Here is a 16194-nt window from a genome sequence, read left to right on the forward strand (position 1 = left end):
GCAACCTATGTGGGCACGCACGAGCAGGAGCGCATGACAGCCTCGCCAGTCAATCCAAACTACGGCGGCGCGTCCATCCGGCCAATATTTCTACCGCATCCGCGGCAAGGTCTGCGGTCCTCCGACATCTCTGTTGAGCCGTGCCTGCCAGATCGTCGCTCACCTGGCCGAAAAGAGGACTATTCCCTGCGCTCGCCGTGACCGCAAACCGGTTGGCCGATGCCAGGCATACTCGCATCGCGCCCATGCACGGCGTTCACGATCCCATATTTTTGTGAAACGAAGGACAACGACATGCTGCTTTCTCAAGAGCCCGTGAGTGGTGGAACACGGGCTTTTTCGCAACGGCGAGGCGCACCCAATCGGACAACAGCAGCGGCCCGCGGTTCAGGGGCGATGAAGTCAAGCTCCCGTATCGATGTGCCGGATGAAAAAGCCCGTGATCGTGCAAGGCGCGTCACCTTCAAGGCCCTCACCACTTCTTGTGTCTTGTTGTCGGCGCCATCGTTCGCTGCGGACGGGAGAGGCCCATTTTATTTCGACAACGGGAACATCGCGGCTTTCGGCGAAATCGGTCTGGCCGATATCAGAGCCCAGAAATTTGTCTACTGGAACCACGACGACTGGCACCATCACAAGGTCAGCCAGCTGGATTGGAAGAGCATAGAGGTTACTCTGCTGACGTTTGGGGTGAACGCACGTATCGATAAGGAATGGAGTTTAAAGAGCAGATTTGATGTCGGTATTGGCGGCGACGGGCACCTGCTCGATCGCGATTGGGCCAGCAAGCTCCATGACAGCTGGAGCGGCCGCGCGGTTCTGCCCGACACCGACCTCGATCACTATTTCGCCGGTTCGATCGAGGTTGACCGGATCGTCGCCAGCAATGACACAGGCAGTCTCGCGCTCGGTGCCGGCATGCGCTATACCGACGTCAAGTGGACAGCCTATGGGGGATACGGCACCGAATCGAGCGGCGATCCGCTCTTTCGCGACCTCCACCCGATCTGGGCGGGGGACCATAAAGTCATCACCAATCGGCAAAAAATTCCGGTTGGTTTCGTGAGCCTGAGCGGCGAACAAGTCCTCGGCGACCTTAGCATCAGTGGCGGCGTTCGAGCTGGCCTGAGCATCGGCTTCGAGGGCATAGACGACCACTGGGGAGAACATCGCTTTTCCGACGATCTGTACACAGCGCCGACGATGGGAGCCGATATCGCCGTCAGTTACGCAGTAACGCCATGTGCCTCGCTCTATCTGCGCGGGTCCTTCGATCGGGTGTTTCACACCGGCGGCGACGGACAAAGCTTCGACACTGCCAAGGGGCAGATCGAAGGTAGGTTCAAAGATGCTGTCGGGGCGACGTTCCAAGCCATGTCCGTCTCCTTTGGTTTGAAGGCCACCTTTTGAGTATGCTGAGATGCACCCTTGCCGAAGCGCCGGAAGAGCCGAGACTGCCATGGGCACTCGATTGCTTCCAGCCAATGCCTGAGCCGAAGCGGCACGCTCGCCGAGCGACGTGTGCGCGATCTCTGGGCGCCGGCGCGGTTACGCCGTTGATTGTCGGGCGGTGTTTATCCATGATCGCGCCAGCGCCGACGGCGTTGCCAAAGCCCGCTGCCGACATTCGATGACAGCAGGATCGTTCACAAGAGGCTGTTGAATTGCGGCCACGCTTCACATAGCTCCGGCTGCAATCGGGGATGGTGTCTGGCGGGCCGATAAGGTGGCCCACAGCAACAAACCGCACTTCATTGCGAGGCCCCGCGGTTCCGGGGCGCTGCAAAGTTCGGATTTGCCGTAATATGCGGCGCGGACATAACCCGCCCGGATCTTCATCGGCAGCGCGCTTCGCTGGGCGAACTCAGGACAGCGAAGCCGCCAGATCTTCGAAACACTCGAGATGGGGGCTCGAGTCCTCGTCCAAGACGCCATTTTCGGGCGGCAATTCCCTGGCAAGCCTTTAATGGATCATGCTGCACGTCTCTTAGCTGCGTCATCCTCGTCGCCCCACTGGAGCCGGCCGGGCCTCCCGACCGCCGGTTCGATAATGATGATCGCCTCTGGAGAATGGTTCTTGTTGTCGAGCGCGGCAGTCTCCACCGACTTGCCGTGTTCTACCTTTTGCCAATGGCCGGGACGCGGCCGAGCGATCTCGTGAGCATCGCAGGCCTGCGCGACATGTTGATCTCTGACGCCATACAGCCTTGCGATCTCGGTCATCGGTTTCGACCAGACCAACTCATGAAGCTCGGCACGCGTCATTCTCAGCACGTTTCTTCCTCTCGTATCAGTCATCAGGATGCCAGCCTGCCTGTCGGCATGGCTATATGCTCCCCTGCCTTAACTGCACCATATGAAGATTTTGTGGGTGCGCTCGGTCGCACCATCTATCCGTCAGCCTATCGATGTTCTCGTCGCATAGCGAAGCATGCCATCCTATGGATGAAGCGTGGGGAAAACAGAAATTGCCCGGTTATCATGTTTCCGGCGCGGAAGCTTCCGACCGATTGCGAGAGCCGAATTGCTGAATTGAATTCGGGTATGTTCGCCCCCCGACATCTCTCCCTCGGGTCGAACCGCCCGTCGCGGCGCTGGTCCAATCCGAACCTTGCTTCAACGTGAGGGGCGTCGCTAATCCTCATGCAAACGCATCAGAACCAAGAGTGCCCAGTTCGAACGCCGCCTGCAAATTTGCATGCCGAGCGCCTGAGACAATCTTTCAGTTAATCCTGCCGCCCGGACCTTGTGCTCCGAATGAGGCAGTTGTGACCCGCCGCGCAGTCTCTCGCGGCCGCGGCTGTGAATGACGGTATCGTGATTTCCTCGTTTGAAAAGCGTCACGGTCGATGCCGTGCGTCAGCTAGCAAATAGTTCCTTGTAGCCGCTCGTCACCATCCAGTTCGCGCGGTCGAGATGACTGCGAAGGACCTTGCGGGCGCGTACCGGTTCAAGGACCGGGTCGATGCCAAGAATGAGCTCGGCCATCTCCTCTTCGCTGGCATTGTCGGCGCAAGCATCCAGAATCCTCAGGTAAATCGTGAAGTGCTGTCTGTCGTAGGCCGTGACGGTGTCAGACCAGGGGACCTCATCGCTCAGGGTTGAGCTCGCGGTCTCATCTTTTCCCGTCGATCGATTCATGCCTGCTGCGAACCTCGCCTGTTGAGCGGTGGATCCAATAACATATCCCAAAATGGGATTATCCGAAACCGGGATTACTCGCTCAGCCGGTCTTTACCCGACCGGTTCGCCTACATGCCCAAATCCCTTCGATCGCCCCGCCACCAGCGGTTCCTGGCTCAACTGGTTTCGCTGCGTGCGGCCAAAGGTCTAACCCAGGCGCAGGTGGCTGAGATGCTTGGTCGTCCACAATCCTTTGTGGCCAAGTATGAAGGAGGAGAACGGCGTCTGGATGTCATTGAGTTTCTCGACGTAGCTGCGGCGCTTGACGCTGACCCCTGCAAGATTCTGTCCAGCCTGCGGTCCTAGCCGGCACGCAAAGCCTGACGACATGCCGGGCGGGCAGAAGTCTGTCGTTCGGCAGACGCTTCATGCTGCCTTCGCAACGGCCTGATCGGCCTAAGAACGAGCGGATCACAGAACGCTTGAGCCATGCTCTATTGAGCAGGCCTTGCGCCAGACGGGCATTGAAGGTGACACGGAGTTGCTTGAATTCGCTCTCGCGAATCTCGCGCTCGAAGACAATTTAGGCGACCATGAACAAGCTTGGGGGAACCATCGGTCCAGACATCAAACTCGGCTTCGATTGAGGTCTGAGTGTCAGAATTCGATGGTGATGTAGCCCTTCGCTCCCTCCTCGGCTTTCAAACCAAAATACTTGCTCGCCGACCTGATGATCGTGCGTACGGCCTTCCGGTTCGACGGCGTCAAGGCACTCCTGGGTTACGAGATCGGCCTGCTGATAATGCGGACCCTGCGGAGACCGCGGAACTACTGTTCACGCAGGTGTTTGACTACGAGGTTGTCCTCATGGTGCATGGCCGCTCATGCGTGGGGCCGCAAGATCTCCTGGACGAAGAACTGATTTCCGTGCCTGTCCCTTTGGAGCGCCCGGACGTTTACATGCGATTCCTTGTTCCGGCGCACTGCTGGCCCCGTCAGCATCGCACAGCCGAAACCATCGACCTGATGCTGCAACTGGTCTGCGCGGGCAGGGGCGTGACTTTCTTCCCGATTGGCTGCTCAACGAGGACGCTTCCGGACTGCCGATACGCGCACTGCGGCTGGGTGATACCGGCTTCAGAAGAGCATCAATCTCGGTGTAGGGCGCGGCGAGGAGACGACCTCCTCTATCGACGGCTTCCTGAAGCTTGCCCGAGAACTGGACACTCGCCCTTGCCAAACGGTGCCCCGGGATGCCCGATGTCGGCGGCATCATGCCCGAGCAAGTGGTAGCTGCTCGGCGGACGCACGAATCTCTTACCGCCGGGCTTCAATCCGGCATTGGCAACACGTCGGCATGCTGAAGAGGAGCGTCCTTGATCCAGATCCGGGCGCCCTGCGGGCCTGTCATTGCTTGAAGCGGTTCGCCTGCCGGCAACCTTCCCCAACTCTGCGGCTCCAGTTTCTCATCTCCGACAGCGAGGTTGCCGGACAGCACAAGAAACTCGAGGCCACGGCGATTTTTGACCGTTACGGAGGAGTTGGCCTGCCAGTCCTCGATCGAAACACGTTCCTTGTCTTCGTTGAACAGGACACGTGCTTTTCCGACCCCCTTGCGCAACGGTGCTGCTTCACCCTCGCCAGGCTGACGGACGATTTGCACATCATCGCCCTTACGGAACTGCCAAAGACGCACGAAGATCGTGCACCCGTCTTGGGATGCCGGCACGTGGGAAGTGCCGGGCGGGTTACGGAAATAGCTTCCCGCCGGATAGTCCCCATGCTCGTCCTGGAACGTCCCCTCAAGCACGAGAATTTCCTCGCCGCCGGCATGGACGTGGCGGGGAAAGGCGCTGCCCGGCGCGTAGCGCACGATCGAGGTCGCGCGGGCGACCTCGCCCCCAATGCGATAGAGCATGCGGCGATCGACGCCCGCGGCGGGACTCGGTACCCAGTCGAGCCTGGCCGCGTGGACGATCACAGGTTTCGTGAGGTCTTCATTGATGCGCATTGGGCTGGTCTCCCATTGTCAGGACTATTCGGAACTTCACATCGCCAGATCTCATTTTCTGGACCGCTTCCGCAGCCAGCTCCAGCGGCATGGTCTCGATCATCGGCCGCACTCCTGTCAGCACGCTGAAATCCAGCGTCTTCTCGTTTTCGAACGGCGATCCCGTAATGGAGCCGATGATGCCACGTTCGGCCCCTACCAGATATCCTGTCGAGACCGGCAGAGGATCCTTGCCGACGCCGAGCACGACAAGACGGCCCTCCGGCGCAAGGGCAGGCATGATCGCGGCGACGGCCGCTGAATCGGCGGTCGTCGTCAGGATGGCTTTCGCGCCGCCCATGGTGTTCAGAACACCGGCTGCGTCTTCCTTGTTCGCGTCGATGTAGCGATGGGCGCCCAGTGTCATCGCTTCCGCTGCAATGTCTTCGCCGCGTCCCACCGCCACCACCCGCAATCCCATCTTGCGGGCATATTGCAGCGCCATGTGGCCGAGGCCGCCAATGCCCAAAATTGCGACAGTATCGCCCGCCTCGGCGCCCGACTTCTTCAGCGCGTTAAACGTGGCAATGCCCGCGCACAGGATGGGTGCTGCTTCTTGCGACGATAATTCGTCGGGGATGGAAATGAGGCCTGTAGCGCGCGCGATCATCATTTCGGCATAGCCGCCGTCGCAGGTGGAGCCGACTGTGGGCTGGTTTCGGCAAAGGTTGAAACGGCCGCGGCGGCATTCGCCACACTCGTTGCAATGGCCGCCGAGCCGGCCGACGCCGACACGCTGTCCGATTTTCCAGATCGAAGGTGTGTTTTCGCCGAGAGCCACGATGCGGCCGACCACCTCGTGACCGGGAACGCGAGGCGGCTTCAGCGTCGGATCGGCCCTGTCGATGTCGCTGGGGTCTGCGCCGCAGACGCCGCAAGCTTCGACGGCGATCAGCACTTCATTCGCCTTTGGCGCAGGCGTTTGCCGCTCCACCAGTTCGAGGCTTCCCGATGCGATCTGCATCGCCTTATAGGCTGCTCTCATGGCGTTTGTGCTCCTTCATTCAATAGCGGGAATGAAACTTTTCCCTTCTGTCGGTTGACCAGGCTGTCGGCGGCTCGTTCCCCCGCCTCGACGGCGCCAGCCAGATAACCGGGGTCGCGGGCGGCGGTTTCGCTGCCCGCCAGCGTGATCCACTCTCTCCAATCGCCATCCACCCACTCTCGCCGTCCGCCAGTTGGATGGCCGCTGGCTGCCTGATCCAAAGATGTCGCCGTCAGTGGATCGGCAGCCCAATCCTTGTAGAGCGTCGCCGTCGGCTTCAGTGCGCCCGGGCCGAACAACTGCCCAAGTTGCGCGACCGCAGCCCCGATGACGGCGTCGCGGCCAGCCTGCCTTCTGTACGGCGCAGGGACGCCGATGAAACCGAAGAGGGCAGCCTTGCCTGACGCGGTGGTGGCATCATGGATTTCGACGAGCGGGCCAGCCAGGCTCTGCGCCGCCCCTGAAAACCCTGCAGCACGCCAGAAGGGCGTGTTATAGAGAGCGAAGAACTTGGCATGCGGGGCCATCCAGGTCGGCGTGTCGCGCCACAGCCTCTGGAATGACCCGTCCGGCGCGGGATCGAATTCAACCGTCTCCGCCAGCAGTCGCGGCGGCAGCGCGAAGATTACATGGCCGGCCTCTATCTCCTCGAATGTACCGTTGGCAAGGTTGAACCGGACTTTCACGCCCCCGCCGGTTCGCTCCACGCGGGTCACTTTCATTCCGAGGCGGATGCGGCCCTGCGGCAAACGCGCTGCCAGCGCACAAATGATCGAGCCGCTGCCGCCAACGAGCCGCATGGATGGCGGTTCCTGGCGCATCGTCCGATAACGCTCGGGTTCAGTTTCGCGAGAACGCTGAAACAGCATGGCGCCGTCGGTATGCTGGGGAAAGAACTCAAGCTCCAATTCGCGCGCGAGCTGGCTGATAGCGGGATGCATATCGGGCCAGAACCAAGAGGGGCCAAGATCAAAGCCGTCGACCGAAGCCTCACCTTCTGGATCGGCCGTGAAGATGCGACCGCCCAGACGATCCCGCGCCTCGATCACGGCAAAATCGCAGCCGGCGCGATGAAGGCGATAGGCAGCCGTCAAGCCGGCGAGCCCAGCGCCGACGATCAGAATGGTTTGTGATGTCGAATGATTCATCGCAGCAGCCGAGCGTGTAGAACCGGTCCTTCTTTTTCGCGTCACGCCACAGCGTTAGATACGGATTTCCGGCAAAGCCGCGAGCAGCGGCATCAGCCCCATGACGACATCGTCGTTGAACATTGTGCTTTCGAGATAGGCCGTGGCGTGCTCGACATTGGTGAATTGGTGGAGCACCTGGACGTCCTCGTCGCGTACGAGGAGATCCTCGGATACCGCACCCGCAATCCGCGACAGGAACGGCTGCTCATATTTCTGATGGACGCCGGCGGCAGCGGGGCGGTTGTCGGGAGCGATCCGCAACGTGATTTCAAGGTAAGCCATGATCACCCTCTAATGATGTCTGCAGCGATCAGCTGGTTTGTCGATACCCAGCATCCAAGGAGCATTCTCAAGCGACCGAGGACGGTGCCTCCTACGTCTGATTGCCGCTGAACGGCCGCCCTGACAAATGAGAGTTTCTTGCTGGCGACAAAGAAAAGCTTTGCCGGACGGCACAGTGATCGGTATGAAGGCAAGGGAAGTGGCTGAACCTGATCAGGGATCGACCGGGTTTGCTTCCTCTATCAGCCAGCGACGGAACGCTTGCAGTTTAGGCAGCGAAGCATATTCCGAACGATAGACCACATAGTAAGCCAGCTTCGAAGGGACTTTGACGGCAGGAAAAAGGCGCTGCAGTCGTCCAGCCGCGAGATCGTCGTGTGCCAGGATGCTGCGCGCCAGAGCCACGCCTCGCCCTTCGACCGCGGCCTGGAGCACGGCAGCGGAATTGTCGATCCTCATGCCCCTCTGCGGCTGGCCCTCGAGCACACCGGCTGCCCGCAACCACATGTCCCAGGTGACGAAGCCGATTGCCGGATCGACGGAGAGGTCGTGGATGAGCGTGGTTCGCGTGAGATCGGAAGGTTCGATCAAAGCTTCCCTGTCAGGGAAACCGGGTGAGCAGACCGGAAAGACCTCTTCATCCATCAGTTTCTCGGCAACCAGCCCTGGCCAATTTCCGTCTCCGTATCGGACGCCTATGTCGATTCCAAGCGCCCTATAGTCGAGAAGCTTCAAGCTCGTCTCTAGCCGGATGTCGGTTTGTGGGCATTTGGCCTGAAATCGATCGATGCGCGGAAGCAGCCATTTGGCAGCGAAGGCCGGGCTGACTGTGACGTTGAGGATGCCGCTGGTCGTAGACTCGCGAAGCCGTTCCAGGCCGACCCCGAGGCGATCGAGTCCGGCACGGATGTCCGGAAGCGCGCGCTCTGCACCTTCGGTCAGGGTGAGTCTCGCCTTTCCGGTGACGCTGCGATGAAACAGCGGCATGCCGAGCCAGTCCTCGAGTCCGCGAACCATCTGACCAACGGCAGCCGCGGTCACATTGAGCTCTTCGCCGGCCCTTGAAAAGCTCCCGTGACGCGCGCTGGCTTCGAAAGCGCGGAGCGCGTTAAGGTAGACAGCTGATCTTGTCTTCACGCGAGCTTCTCATCCACTTTGCGCTTCTGCTGACAGCACCGCTGCTTTCGCCGACCACCGTCACCGACCAGACTTCTCTCAGCAGAGGCCAGGCGCCGGTGTTGCCAAGAGGAGAAGGCGATGCAGATTGGGTCGAATGTCCACGTCAGCGTGCGGTGGCGGTTCAAAATGGAACGACGCGACGTAGAGGGATGTCCGCCCTAATTTTTCTTACCCCGGGTAGCCTGGAAAGGACTTCCCGGTGGATCTCTTCATAGCCCCGAATGTCTTTCACGGAGACAAATAGAAGGTAATCGGTCTTGCCGCTCACCGCGTAGCATTCTTCGATTTCAGGATGTTTTCGAAGAGAATCTTCGAAGCGCTCGACCGTGAGTGAGCTTACGGCTTCCAACTCGATCCGGACCGGGATTTTGCTACCGGTTGTCAAATTTTTCTCCCCGTTTTTCCAACTTGAACACCTTACGGAGCCCCCGCCGTTTCAGTGGGATCGAGCCGCGGTCAGACAACCGCTGTGACGGCTTAAGGAGTACCCAAGCGTCTTTATCGATTCCAAACTGCCGGCCCAATAATTACGTTCACGCTTTCCAGCCGTCCACCTCCTGTCAAAGTTGTGAGACCCTCTCGTATAGCCAGGCCCACCTGGCTTGCAAGTCGCCCTACCCGACCACGCGCTGACCTTCGCGCTCAGCCGCCAGCGGATCAGCCACAATCCGCGCGAATTCACATCGACGACCTTGGCCCCGGGGCGATGTTCAACTGGGTAACTCCTGGCCTTTCTGGCGCGCGCCATGACCGGTGATGATGAGAACTCACGGTTTACGCTATAGCCCCCCGTTGAACTCGCTCCAATGGGCGCTTTCGCTACGGGGTTTGGGTGCATCGGCGTGACGATCCTCTCGCGGCACTGCGCCGCCAGTGCGGAATGGCAGCCGTTTGAGGTTGGTGAGGGCAGGACCGGCTGCTCGCCGGATGCGGACACGGCCCCGGTCGGGGCCGTGGGCTATCTCTCTCTGACTGCCCATTGTGGCACCGCCTCTGCGGCGTTAAGGACGAGCGGTCCCCCCAATTTTGCCGCCGGACGCTGAAGCGCCCGCCAACAAAATCGGCCCCGCACGCCGCGTTGCGGTCGCTAAAGCGATCCTTGACCCCTCGATGCGCCGGTGCGGGCTCCTTCCGTCAGAGAACGAAAGGAGATTTCCATGACACATCGCAACATCGTCACCATGGATGGCGGCAGCTCAGAATACTGGCGGCAGCGCAAGCAGGGCTTCCGTCTCATCCGCGAGGCGGAGTGGGCGCTTTCGCGCCTGGAGCGGGCGCCGATGTCCACGGCGGCTATGACGACAACGGCGACGTCATCCCCATCGAAAACCTGAGGCCGTATTTCGACACGGAGAACGCGATCCGGGCGATCGAGGCGAACGAGACGGCTGTCGGCATCCTGTCGCGCAACGTCGTACCAAGATCGGCGACTATCAGGTCAAAGCGGTGATCCGGGTGCTTCGGGATCAGGACCGCGACTAAAGTCGAGACGAGAGGCGGCATCCGCCGCCTCTTGTCCTATATCGGCACCACGGTGGCTGGCGATCTCCTTCCGGCCCAGCCCGATGGGCGCCATGCTGTGGCCCGCGCGACGCCATGGCGAAAATATTGCCGGCTGCACGATCTTGGGGCCAGGATCGTCGTATGTTCTGCGTCGGCGATCCGACCTCGGGCACGCCGACGCCGCGCAGGCACGCGGCACTCGGCCTTCGCAGCTCGGTACTGAAATGGCGCTCCGAGGACACTATACAACGCCGAACGCTAGTTTTCAGAACGGAGAAACGGGATGGATATCGCAGCAATTTTTGGTCAGATGTTCCAACATCTGCCGGACTCGACCAAGTGGATGGCAGCGGCAGCACTCTTTTTGTGGATGATGGCCAGTACTTTGTTCCTGATAGCACGCGTTTGCACGGACGAGCGGGTGCAACAATTCGTTCTGATGATAGTGAAAGGCCTGCGTATTCTGCTCGACGAAATAAGGAGGCTAGATGTTTCCAGGTATCCGCCTGGACCCCCCAACCGTTTCCAGCGCGCCATGTCGCTTGTCTGGTCTGCCTGCATTTTCATGACCCTTCTCACGCTGTCGCTGTTTAGCGGCGTGTTCGGGCTGTGGCTGCTCTTGCTGGTGGCGACGAAGGACCACTTGCTACAGTCCCTGAGGCTGGAAGGCATCGCTATGGGCTTCTTCATGTGTTGCTACACCTGGTGGGTCTCGATCTTCCTATTGGATGAATTCAAGGGTTGGCTAAGTAAGCGGTAGCTTCAATGTCAGGAGAGTGCACGAGGGCGGAGGCCGTCCTCCATAGGAGCAATGCCGCGCCGGATTTCGGCCATCGGGGCCGAGGAGCTCACCGCACATGCTGTCCACCGTCGCTGAGCTCTTTAAGGACGGCTGGCTCAAGAGGCCGGATGCGCTGACCTTGCGCGTATGTTTCTGCACCGGGTGGCCGGACGGAATTTGCTGAGTCCCAGGCAGAAGACGCTTCTGGCGCAAATGCAGCTTGGCGAGGTTTTCCGGCTTCAGTCACCACTGTGTCAGTGGGCTGGAGAACGTCCGCCGCAATGATCGTCACCACCTATGCACTGGCATTGGCGCCTGGCGTCAGCCACATGGGATCTGTTTCGTTCCGATAACCGGGTCTCAAGCGCCTAAGCAATTGCTCGGCGCCCGCGCGCCCGAAGGCGCGCGCCGGGTGCTCGTGAACCGAGCCCGCTTTTTCTTCGCTTGGCTCAGGCGGTCTCGGCCATTCGGCTTCGCCCCCTGGCGCGGCAGCCCTTGCGGGCTGTGACGGTCGCCGCCCTTCGGGACGGCGCTGTCTTTTTTGGTTGGCCTTCCCGTCGGCGCGGAGTGGGCGGCTCTCCCTTCTAGGCCCGCCGCGGCGGCCCGCAACCCTTCGCGTTCCGCTCAGGGTCCTCCACTGGCGTTGCGGTCCTGCGGATGCCGGCCACCTCTGACGGCCGGCCTTTCCGGTCGTTTTCGCCGCCCACCCCGCTTGCGGGGATGGGCGCGGCGAAGATTGGCGAGCGGAGACAAAATCATGCGCAAGACCGGCAAACGCAGCGCTAGCGGAGAAGTTGGCGGCAATCAAGGCGAGGCGCAAAGGGCGAGCCTTTATTCCGAGATCACCGAGCGCATCATCGCCGATCTGGAGCGCGGTTGCGTGCCTTGGGTCAAGCCTTGGGGGAGCGCCAAGGCAGCCCTTGGGCTGCCGAAGAATGCCGCCACCGGCCGCACCTATTCCGGCATCAACATTCTGATCCTTTGGGGCGCGGTGATCGAGCACTGCTATCCCGGCCAGCACTGGCTCACCTTCCGGCAGGCCCTTTCCCTTGGCGGCAATGTGAAGAAAGGCGAGCACGGCACGACCATCGTGCATGCCGACCGCTTCATCCCGAAGACCGAGAAGGAACGCGCCAAGGCCGAGGACACCGAGCCCCAGGCGGTGCCTTTCCTCAAGCGCTTCACCGTCTTCAACGTCGCGCAGTGCGAGGGCCTGCCCGACGAGCTTTACAGCCAGCCCGAGCCGCTGCCCGAACGCGAAATCATTCCCCAAGCCGAGGCGCTTATTCGGGCCAGCGGTGCCGACATCCGCATCGGCGGCGATCGCGCCTTCTACATGCCGAGCGCGGATTACGTGCAGCTGCCGCCGCAGCCGGCGTTTTTCGAACAGGTCAACTATTATCGCACTGCTCTGCATGAGCTTGGCCACTGGACCGGGCACCCGAGCCGGCTCGCGCGCGATTTGTCCGGCTCGTTCGGCACCAAACCTTACGCCCGCGAGGAACTCACCGCCGAGATCAGCGCAGCCTTTGTCTGCTCGTCGCTCGGCATCGAGCCGACCGTGCGCCATGCCGACTACATCGCCTCGTGGCTCAAGGTTTTGCGTGAGGACGACCGCGCCATTTTCCGCGCCGCCAGCTTTGCCTCGAAAGCCGCCGATTTCCTGTTGGCGTTTCAGGCCGAGGCGAACGCCGCGCCGCATGAGGGGATCGCGGCATGACGGCGCGCGATCCTAGCAAGCCCGCGACAGAGCCGACCCCGGAAGGCGAGCAAATGCTCATCCCCGGCGTTCGCCCGGTCACCACGCGCGACCGGCTTGAGCTCGCTTTTGCTGCGCCAATGCGCCCGCGCGCGCCGCAAAAGCCGCTCGATATCGGCCTCTTCGATGAGGCCAAACGCAACCAGCTCGACCTGTTCTGACACAGATCGACCAGTTTCTCACAAGGAAGTTTGCCATGATCCTGATCACCGACGAATTGCGCGCCCGACTACTCGCTAACGGCGCGGCAGAGGTCGAAACCGACCATGTTCCGGTCGTCAAACTGTTCAATCCGACAGGCTCGGCGACTTGGCTTTTGACCGAGCTCGACGCCGACGGCGACACGCTGTTCGGCCTTTGCGATCTCGGCTTCGGCTTTCCTGAACTCGGCAGCGTCAGCCTTGCCGAACTTCAAAGCGTCAAGGGTCCCCTCGGCCTCGGCATCGAGCGCGATCTCTATTTTCATGCGCACTTTCCGCTGTCGGTCTATGCCGAGGCCGCGCGGCTGTCCGGCCACATCACCGAGGCCGAGCCGCTTTTGCGGCAGGCCGCCGCCGCGCTGTCGATTTCCCTTCCCGAGCTTCCGCCCGACCGGGCGGAATGACCGCGCCGTAGTGCGCAAAACCACCCCGCCGCCGCTCGGCCTCCGGCCTCGCGGTGGGGCTTTTCAAGCCCAGACAAAGGAGAAGAACCATGCAGCTTGCCCACGTTTCCATCGAGCAGTTGAGCGTTTCCGCGATCAACATGCGCCACTCAAAGCGCGCCCCCGACATTTCCGATATCCTGCCTTCGGTCCGCGCGCGCGGCGTGCTGGTGCCGCTGCTGATCCGGCCTAACGGATCGCCAGACACCTTCGAAATCGTCGCCGGACGGCGGCGCTATTTCGCCGCCAAAACGGTCGCCGACGAGCGCGGCGAGGCCGACCCCTTGCCCTGCGCCATCATGGAGGACGGCGACGACGCCGACGCGTTGGAGGCTTCGCTGATCGAAAACATCGCCCGGCTCGATCCCGACGAGGTCTCGCAATGGGAAACATTCACCCGCCTCATCAAGGAGGGGCGGGCGGTTGCCGATATCGCCGCCACCTTCGGCCTCACCGAGCCTCAGGTGAAGCGCGTCCTGGCGCTCGGCGATCTGCTGCCCAAAATCCGCGAGGCTTATCGCCGCGAGGAGATCGACACCGAGACCGTGCGGCATCTCACCATGGCCTCAAAGGTGCAGCAGAAGGACTGGCTCACACTCTTCGCTGATCCGAACCAGCACGCACCGCGCGGCTGGCAGTTAAAGCAGTGGCTGTTCGGCGGCCAGTCGATCTCGACCAAGGTGGCGCTGTTTCCAATCGAGAATTATGGCGGCCTGATCGTGTCGGACCTGTTCGGCGAGGAGAGCTATTTCGCCGATGCGGACCTCTTCTGGCAAAAGCAGAACGAGGCGATTGCCGCCAAGCGCGACGCCTATCTTGAGGCGGGCTGGGCGGAAGTCGTGGTCCTCGAACCCGGCCAGTATTTCCACGCATGGGACTACGAAAAGACGCCAAAGAAGAAGGGCGGCAAGGTCGTCGTCACCGTCTCGCAACGCGGCGAGGTCGAGTGCCACGAAGGCTATCTGTCGCGCAAGGAAGCGCGCCGCGCCCGCGCAGGCGGCGAGGCCGGCGAGGCAGCCGAAACGCCGGCAAAGCCGTCGCGCCCGGAACTCAGCGGCCCGATGCAGAACTATGTCGACCTGCATCGTCATGCCGCCGTGCGCACCGCCTTGCTCGACCACGCGAGCGTCGCGTTGCGCCTGATGGTGGCCCATGCCATTGCCGGTTCCCCGCTCTGGACGGTGCGGGTCGAGGATCAGCGCGCTGCCAACGCGGCGATTGCCGAAAGCGTTGCGGCAAGCAGCGCCGAGGCTGCCTTCGCCGCCAAACGCCGCGAAGTTCTGGCGCTGCTCGGCTCGATTGATGAGGACGGCACCGTCGCCGGCGGCCACGGCGACGACTTTTCCCTCGCCAGTGTTTTCGCCCGGCTGCTGGCGCTGTCCGACGACGATGTGCTTCGCGTTCTGGCGCTGGTCATGGCCGAGACGCTTTGCGCCGGCAGCGCCATCGTCGAGGCGCTCGGCAATCATCTTGGCCTCGACATGCGCGGCTATTGGCAGCCGGACGATGCTTTCTTCGAGCTGTTGCGCGACAAGGAAATCGCCAATCGATTGCTCGCCGATGTCGGCGGCAGCCACGTCGCCGAAGGCAATTCATCGGAGAAGGTGAAGACGCAAAAGAAGATCATCCGCGACTTCCTTTCCGGCGAAAACGGCAGGCAAAAAGTCGACGGCTGGCTGCCGCGCTGGCTGGCTTTCCCGGCCTCCGGCTACACGGATCGCGGCGGTTTCCGCACCGCCGATCAGTGGGCGAAGGTCCAGCCGCTGTTCGTGTCTGAGTGATCCTGTAACGGCAGGCGGCGGCGATTGGAACGCCGCCGCTCGGTCCGCCTGCCGGGGCTGTATCGACAGCTCGGCAAAGTCCAGCGCCGAAGCCTTTGCCGCCCCGGTTCTCGGCTGCGCGCACCACGACGGACCTCTCAAGGCACCCGGCCAAGGTCGTAAGTCGGCGCCTGCTGACTGCGCACGATTGCGATTGCACGGCACCGCCAAACATCTTCATTCCCGTCCTCGCCATCCCGACTGCTTGGCTGTGAGCGACCGCGTCTTCAGCCTGTCTCGTTTGCTCACGCCAAGACCATTCCCCTGCCGCTGGCTTGGTGACCTATGGGCGGATCCGGCCCGCCCGAAACCCTCGGCCGTCAGCTTTTTTCCCCGCCGCCTGCGGCGGCTCCTCGCGCCGCTTCGCTTCAAAAAAACTGCCTGCTCGGGTCCTCCGCTGCCGCTTCGGCCTGAAGGTTCGGGCGGGCCGGACGCGCCCATCACGGTCCGCCATCGCAGGGGAATGGTCCCCGGCGAGAGCAAAAGGAGACTTCGAAATGACCGCGATCGGATACGTCACCAAGCAGGACAACGGCGGCTACAAGGGCCAGCTGAAGACGCTCAGCGTCCGCGCCGACATCGCCATCGTGCCCAATCAGGCAAAGAGCGCCGACACCCATCCCGACTTCCGGGTGCTGACGCAGGGCGTCGAGGTCGGTGCCGGCTGGATCAGGACCGGCGAGGCCTCCGGCAAGGACTATGTGAGCCTGTCGATCGCTGCCCCGGAGTTCGGCCCGAGAAAACTCTACGCCAATCTCGGTCGCGCCGCCGGCCAGGATGACGACGACACCTACGCCATCATCTGGAACCCGGCCGACTGATCGGCCGCCGCCAAAGCCCCCGCGCCGCCACCGGCGCGGGGCCTCTTCAAGGCCATCC

At 61.8% G+C, this 16194-nt stretch carries 17 protein-coding genes; 9 read left to right on the plus strand and 8 right to left on the minus strand.

Annotated features, from left to right (window positions below; translation table 11 throughout):
* Window positions 1–294: 294 nt before the first annotated feature.
* Window positions 295–1410, plus strand: a complete 1116-nt coding sequence (locus tag MJ8_RS07845; RefSeq protein ID WP_225248182.1) for an omptin family outer membrane protease — start codon at window positions 295–297, stop codon at window positions 1408–1410.
* Between the two features lie 561 nt (window positions 1411–1971).
* Here MJ8_RS07845 and MJ8_RS07850 read toward each other — a convergent pair.
* Window positions 1972–2298: a hypothetical protein gene (locus MJ8_RS07850; RefSeq protein WP_201413848.1), complete on the minus strand. Its 327-nt coding sequence runs from the start codon at window positions 2296–2298 to the stop codon at window positions 1972–1974.
* Between the two features lie 561 nt (window positions 2299–2859).
* Entirely contained in the window at window positions 2860–3141 is a 282-nt protein-coding gene (locus tag MJ8_RS07855; RefSeq protein ID WP_201413849.1) for a DNA -binding domain-containing protein, read from the minus strand.
* A gap of 213 nt (window positions 3142–3354) precedes the next feature.
* On the opposite strand from MJ8_RS07855, the gene MJ8_RS32655 reads away from it, so the two are divergent.
* Window positions 3355–3489, plus strand: coding sequence for a hypothetical protein (locus tag MJ8_RS32655; protein WP_318528217.1), 135 nt, complete (start codon window positions 3355–3357; stop codon window positions 3487–3489).
* Window positions 3490–4453: 964 nt separating this feature from the next.
* Here MJ8_RS32655 and MJ8_RS07865 read toward each other — a convergent pair.
* The 6 genes from MJ8_RS07865 to MJ8_RS32770 all read right to left on the minus strand — a co-directional run bounded on the left by MJ8_RS07865 (window position 4454) and on the right by MJ8_RS32770 (window position 9194).
* Window positions 4454–5134 (minus strand): cupin domain-containing protein, encoded by a 681-nt coding sequence (locus tag MJ8_RS07865; protein ID WP_201413851.1) that lies wholly within the window; start codon window positions 5132–5134, stop codon window positions 4454–4456.
* Window positions 5121–6158, minus strand: a complete 1038-nt coding sequence (locus MJ8_RS07870) for an alcohol dehydrogenase catalytic domain-containing protein (protein WP_201413852.1) — start codon at window positions 6156–6158, stop codon at window positions 5121–5123. The genes MJ8_RS07865 and MJ8_RS07870 overlap by 14 nt, the downstream gene beginning before the upstream one ends.
* Window positions 6155–7306, minus strand: a complete 1152-nt coding sequence (locus tag MJ8_RS07875; RefSeq protein ID WP_201413853.1) for a flavin monoamine oxidase family protein — start codon at window positions 7304–7306, stop codon at window positions 6155–6157. Before MJ8_RS07875 ends, MJ8_RS07870 begins: the two co-directional genes overlap by 4 nt.
* Before the next feature lie 54 nt (window positions 7307–7360).
* Window positions 7361–7630 carry a hypothetical protein gene (locus tag MJ8_RS07880; protein ID WP_225248183.1) on the minus strand — a complete coding sequence of 90 codons (270 nt, stop codon included), beginning with the start codon at window positions 7628–7630 and terminating at the stop codon, window positions 7361–7363.
* A gap of 213 nt (window positions 7631–7843) precedes the next feature.
* On the minus strand, window positions 7844–8767 hold the full coding sequence (gene gcvA, locus MJ8_RS07885) for a transcriptional regulator GcvA (RefSeq protein WP_201413855.1): 924 nt from the start codon (window positions 8765–8767) through the stop codon (window positions 7844–7846).
* Window positions 8768–8930: 163 nt separating this feature from the next.
* Window positions 8931–9194, minus strand: a complete 264-nt coding sequence (locus MJ8_RS32770; RefSeq protein ID WP_201413856.1) for an Lrp/AsnC ligand binding domain-containing protein — start codon at window positions 9192–9194, stop codon at window positions 8931–8933.
* Between the two features lie 772 nt (window positions 9195–9966).
* On the opposite strand from MJ8_RS32770, the gene MJ8_RS07895 reads away from it, so the two are divergent.
* From MJ8_RS07895 to MJ8_RS07925, 7 genes are all read left to right on the plus strand, one after another.
* Window positions 9967–10143 (plus strand): hypothetical protein, encoded by a 177-nt coding sequence (locus MJ8_RS07895; RefSeq protein ID WP_201413857.1) that lies wholly within the window; start codon window positions 9967–9969, stop codon window positions 10141–10143.
* A 452-nt stretch (window positions 10144–10595) separates the two neighbouring features.
* On the plus strand, window positions 10596–11072 hold the full coding sequence (locus MJ8_RS07900; RefSeq protein ID WP_201413858.1) for a hypothetical protein: 477 nt from the start codon (window positions 10596–10598) through the stop codon (window positions 11070–11072).
* Window positions 11073–11850: 778 nt separating this feature from the next.
* Window positions 11851–12813 (plus strand): ArdC family protein, encoded by a 963-nt coding sequence (locus MJ8_RS07905; protein WP_201413859.1) that lies wholly within the window; start codon window positions 11851–11853, stop codon window positions 12811–12813.
* Window positions 12810–13013, plus strand: coding sequence for a hypothetical protein (locus MJ8_RS07910; RefSeq protein WP_201413860.1), 204 nt, complete (start codon window positions 12810–12812; stop codon window positions 13011–13013). The genes MJ8_RS07905 and MJ8_RS07910 overlap by 4 nt, the downstream gene beginning before the upstream one ends.
* Before the next feature lie 35 nt (window positions 13014–13048).
* Entirely contained in the window at window positions 13049–13456 is a 408-nt protein-coding gene (locus MJ8_RS07915; protein WP_201413861.1) for a DUF2958 domain-containing protein, read from the plus strand.
* Window positions 13457–13545: 89 nt separating this feature from the next.
* Complete coding sequence (locus tag MJ8_RS07920; protein WP_201413862.1) at window positions 13546–15276, plus strand: ParB/RepB/Spo0J family partition protein; 1731 nt, start codon at window positions 13546–13548, stop codon at window positions 15274–15276.
* Window positions 15277–15812: 536 nt separating this feature from the next.
* Complete coding sequence (locus MJ8_RS07925) at window positions 15813–16136, plus strand: DUF736 domain-containing protein (protein WP_201413863.1); 324 nt, start codon at window positions 15813–15815, stop codon at window positions 16134–16136.
* The last annotated feature ends 58 nt before the right edge of the window (window positions 16137–16194 follow it).

It is taken from the genome of Mesorhizobium sp. J8 (assembly GCF_016591715.1).
Lineage (GTDB): Bacteria > Pseudomonadota > Alphaproteobacteria > Rhizobiales > Rhizobiaceae > Mesorhizobium.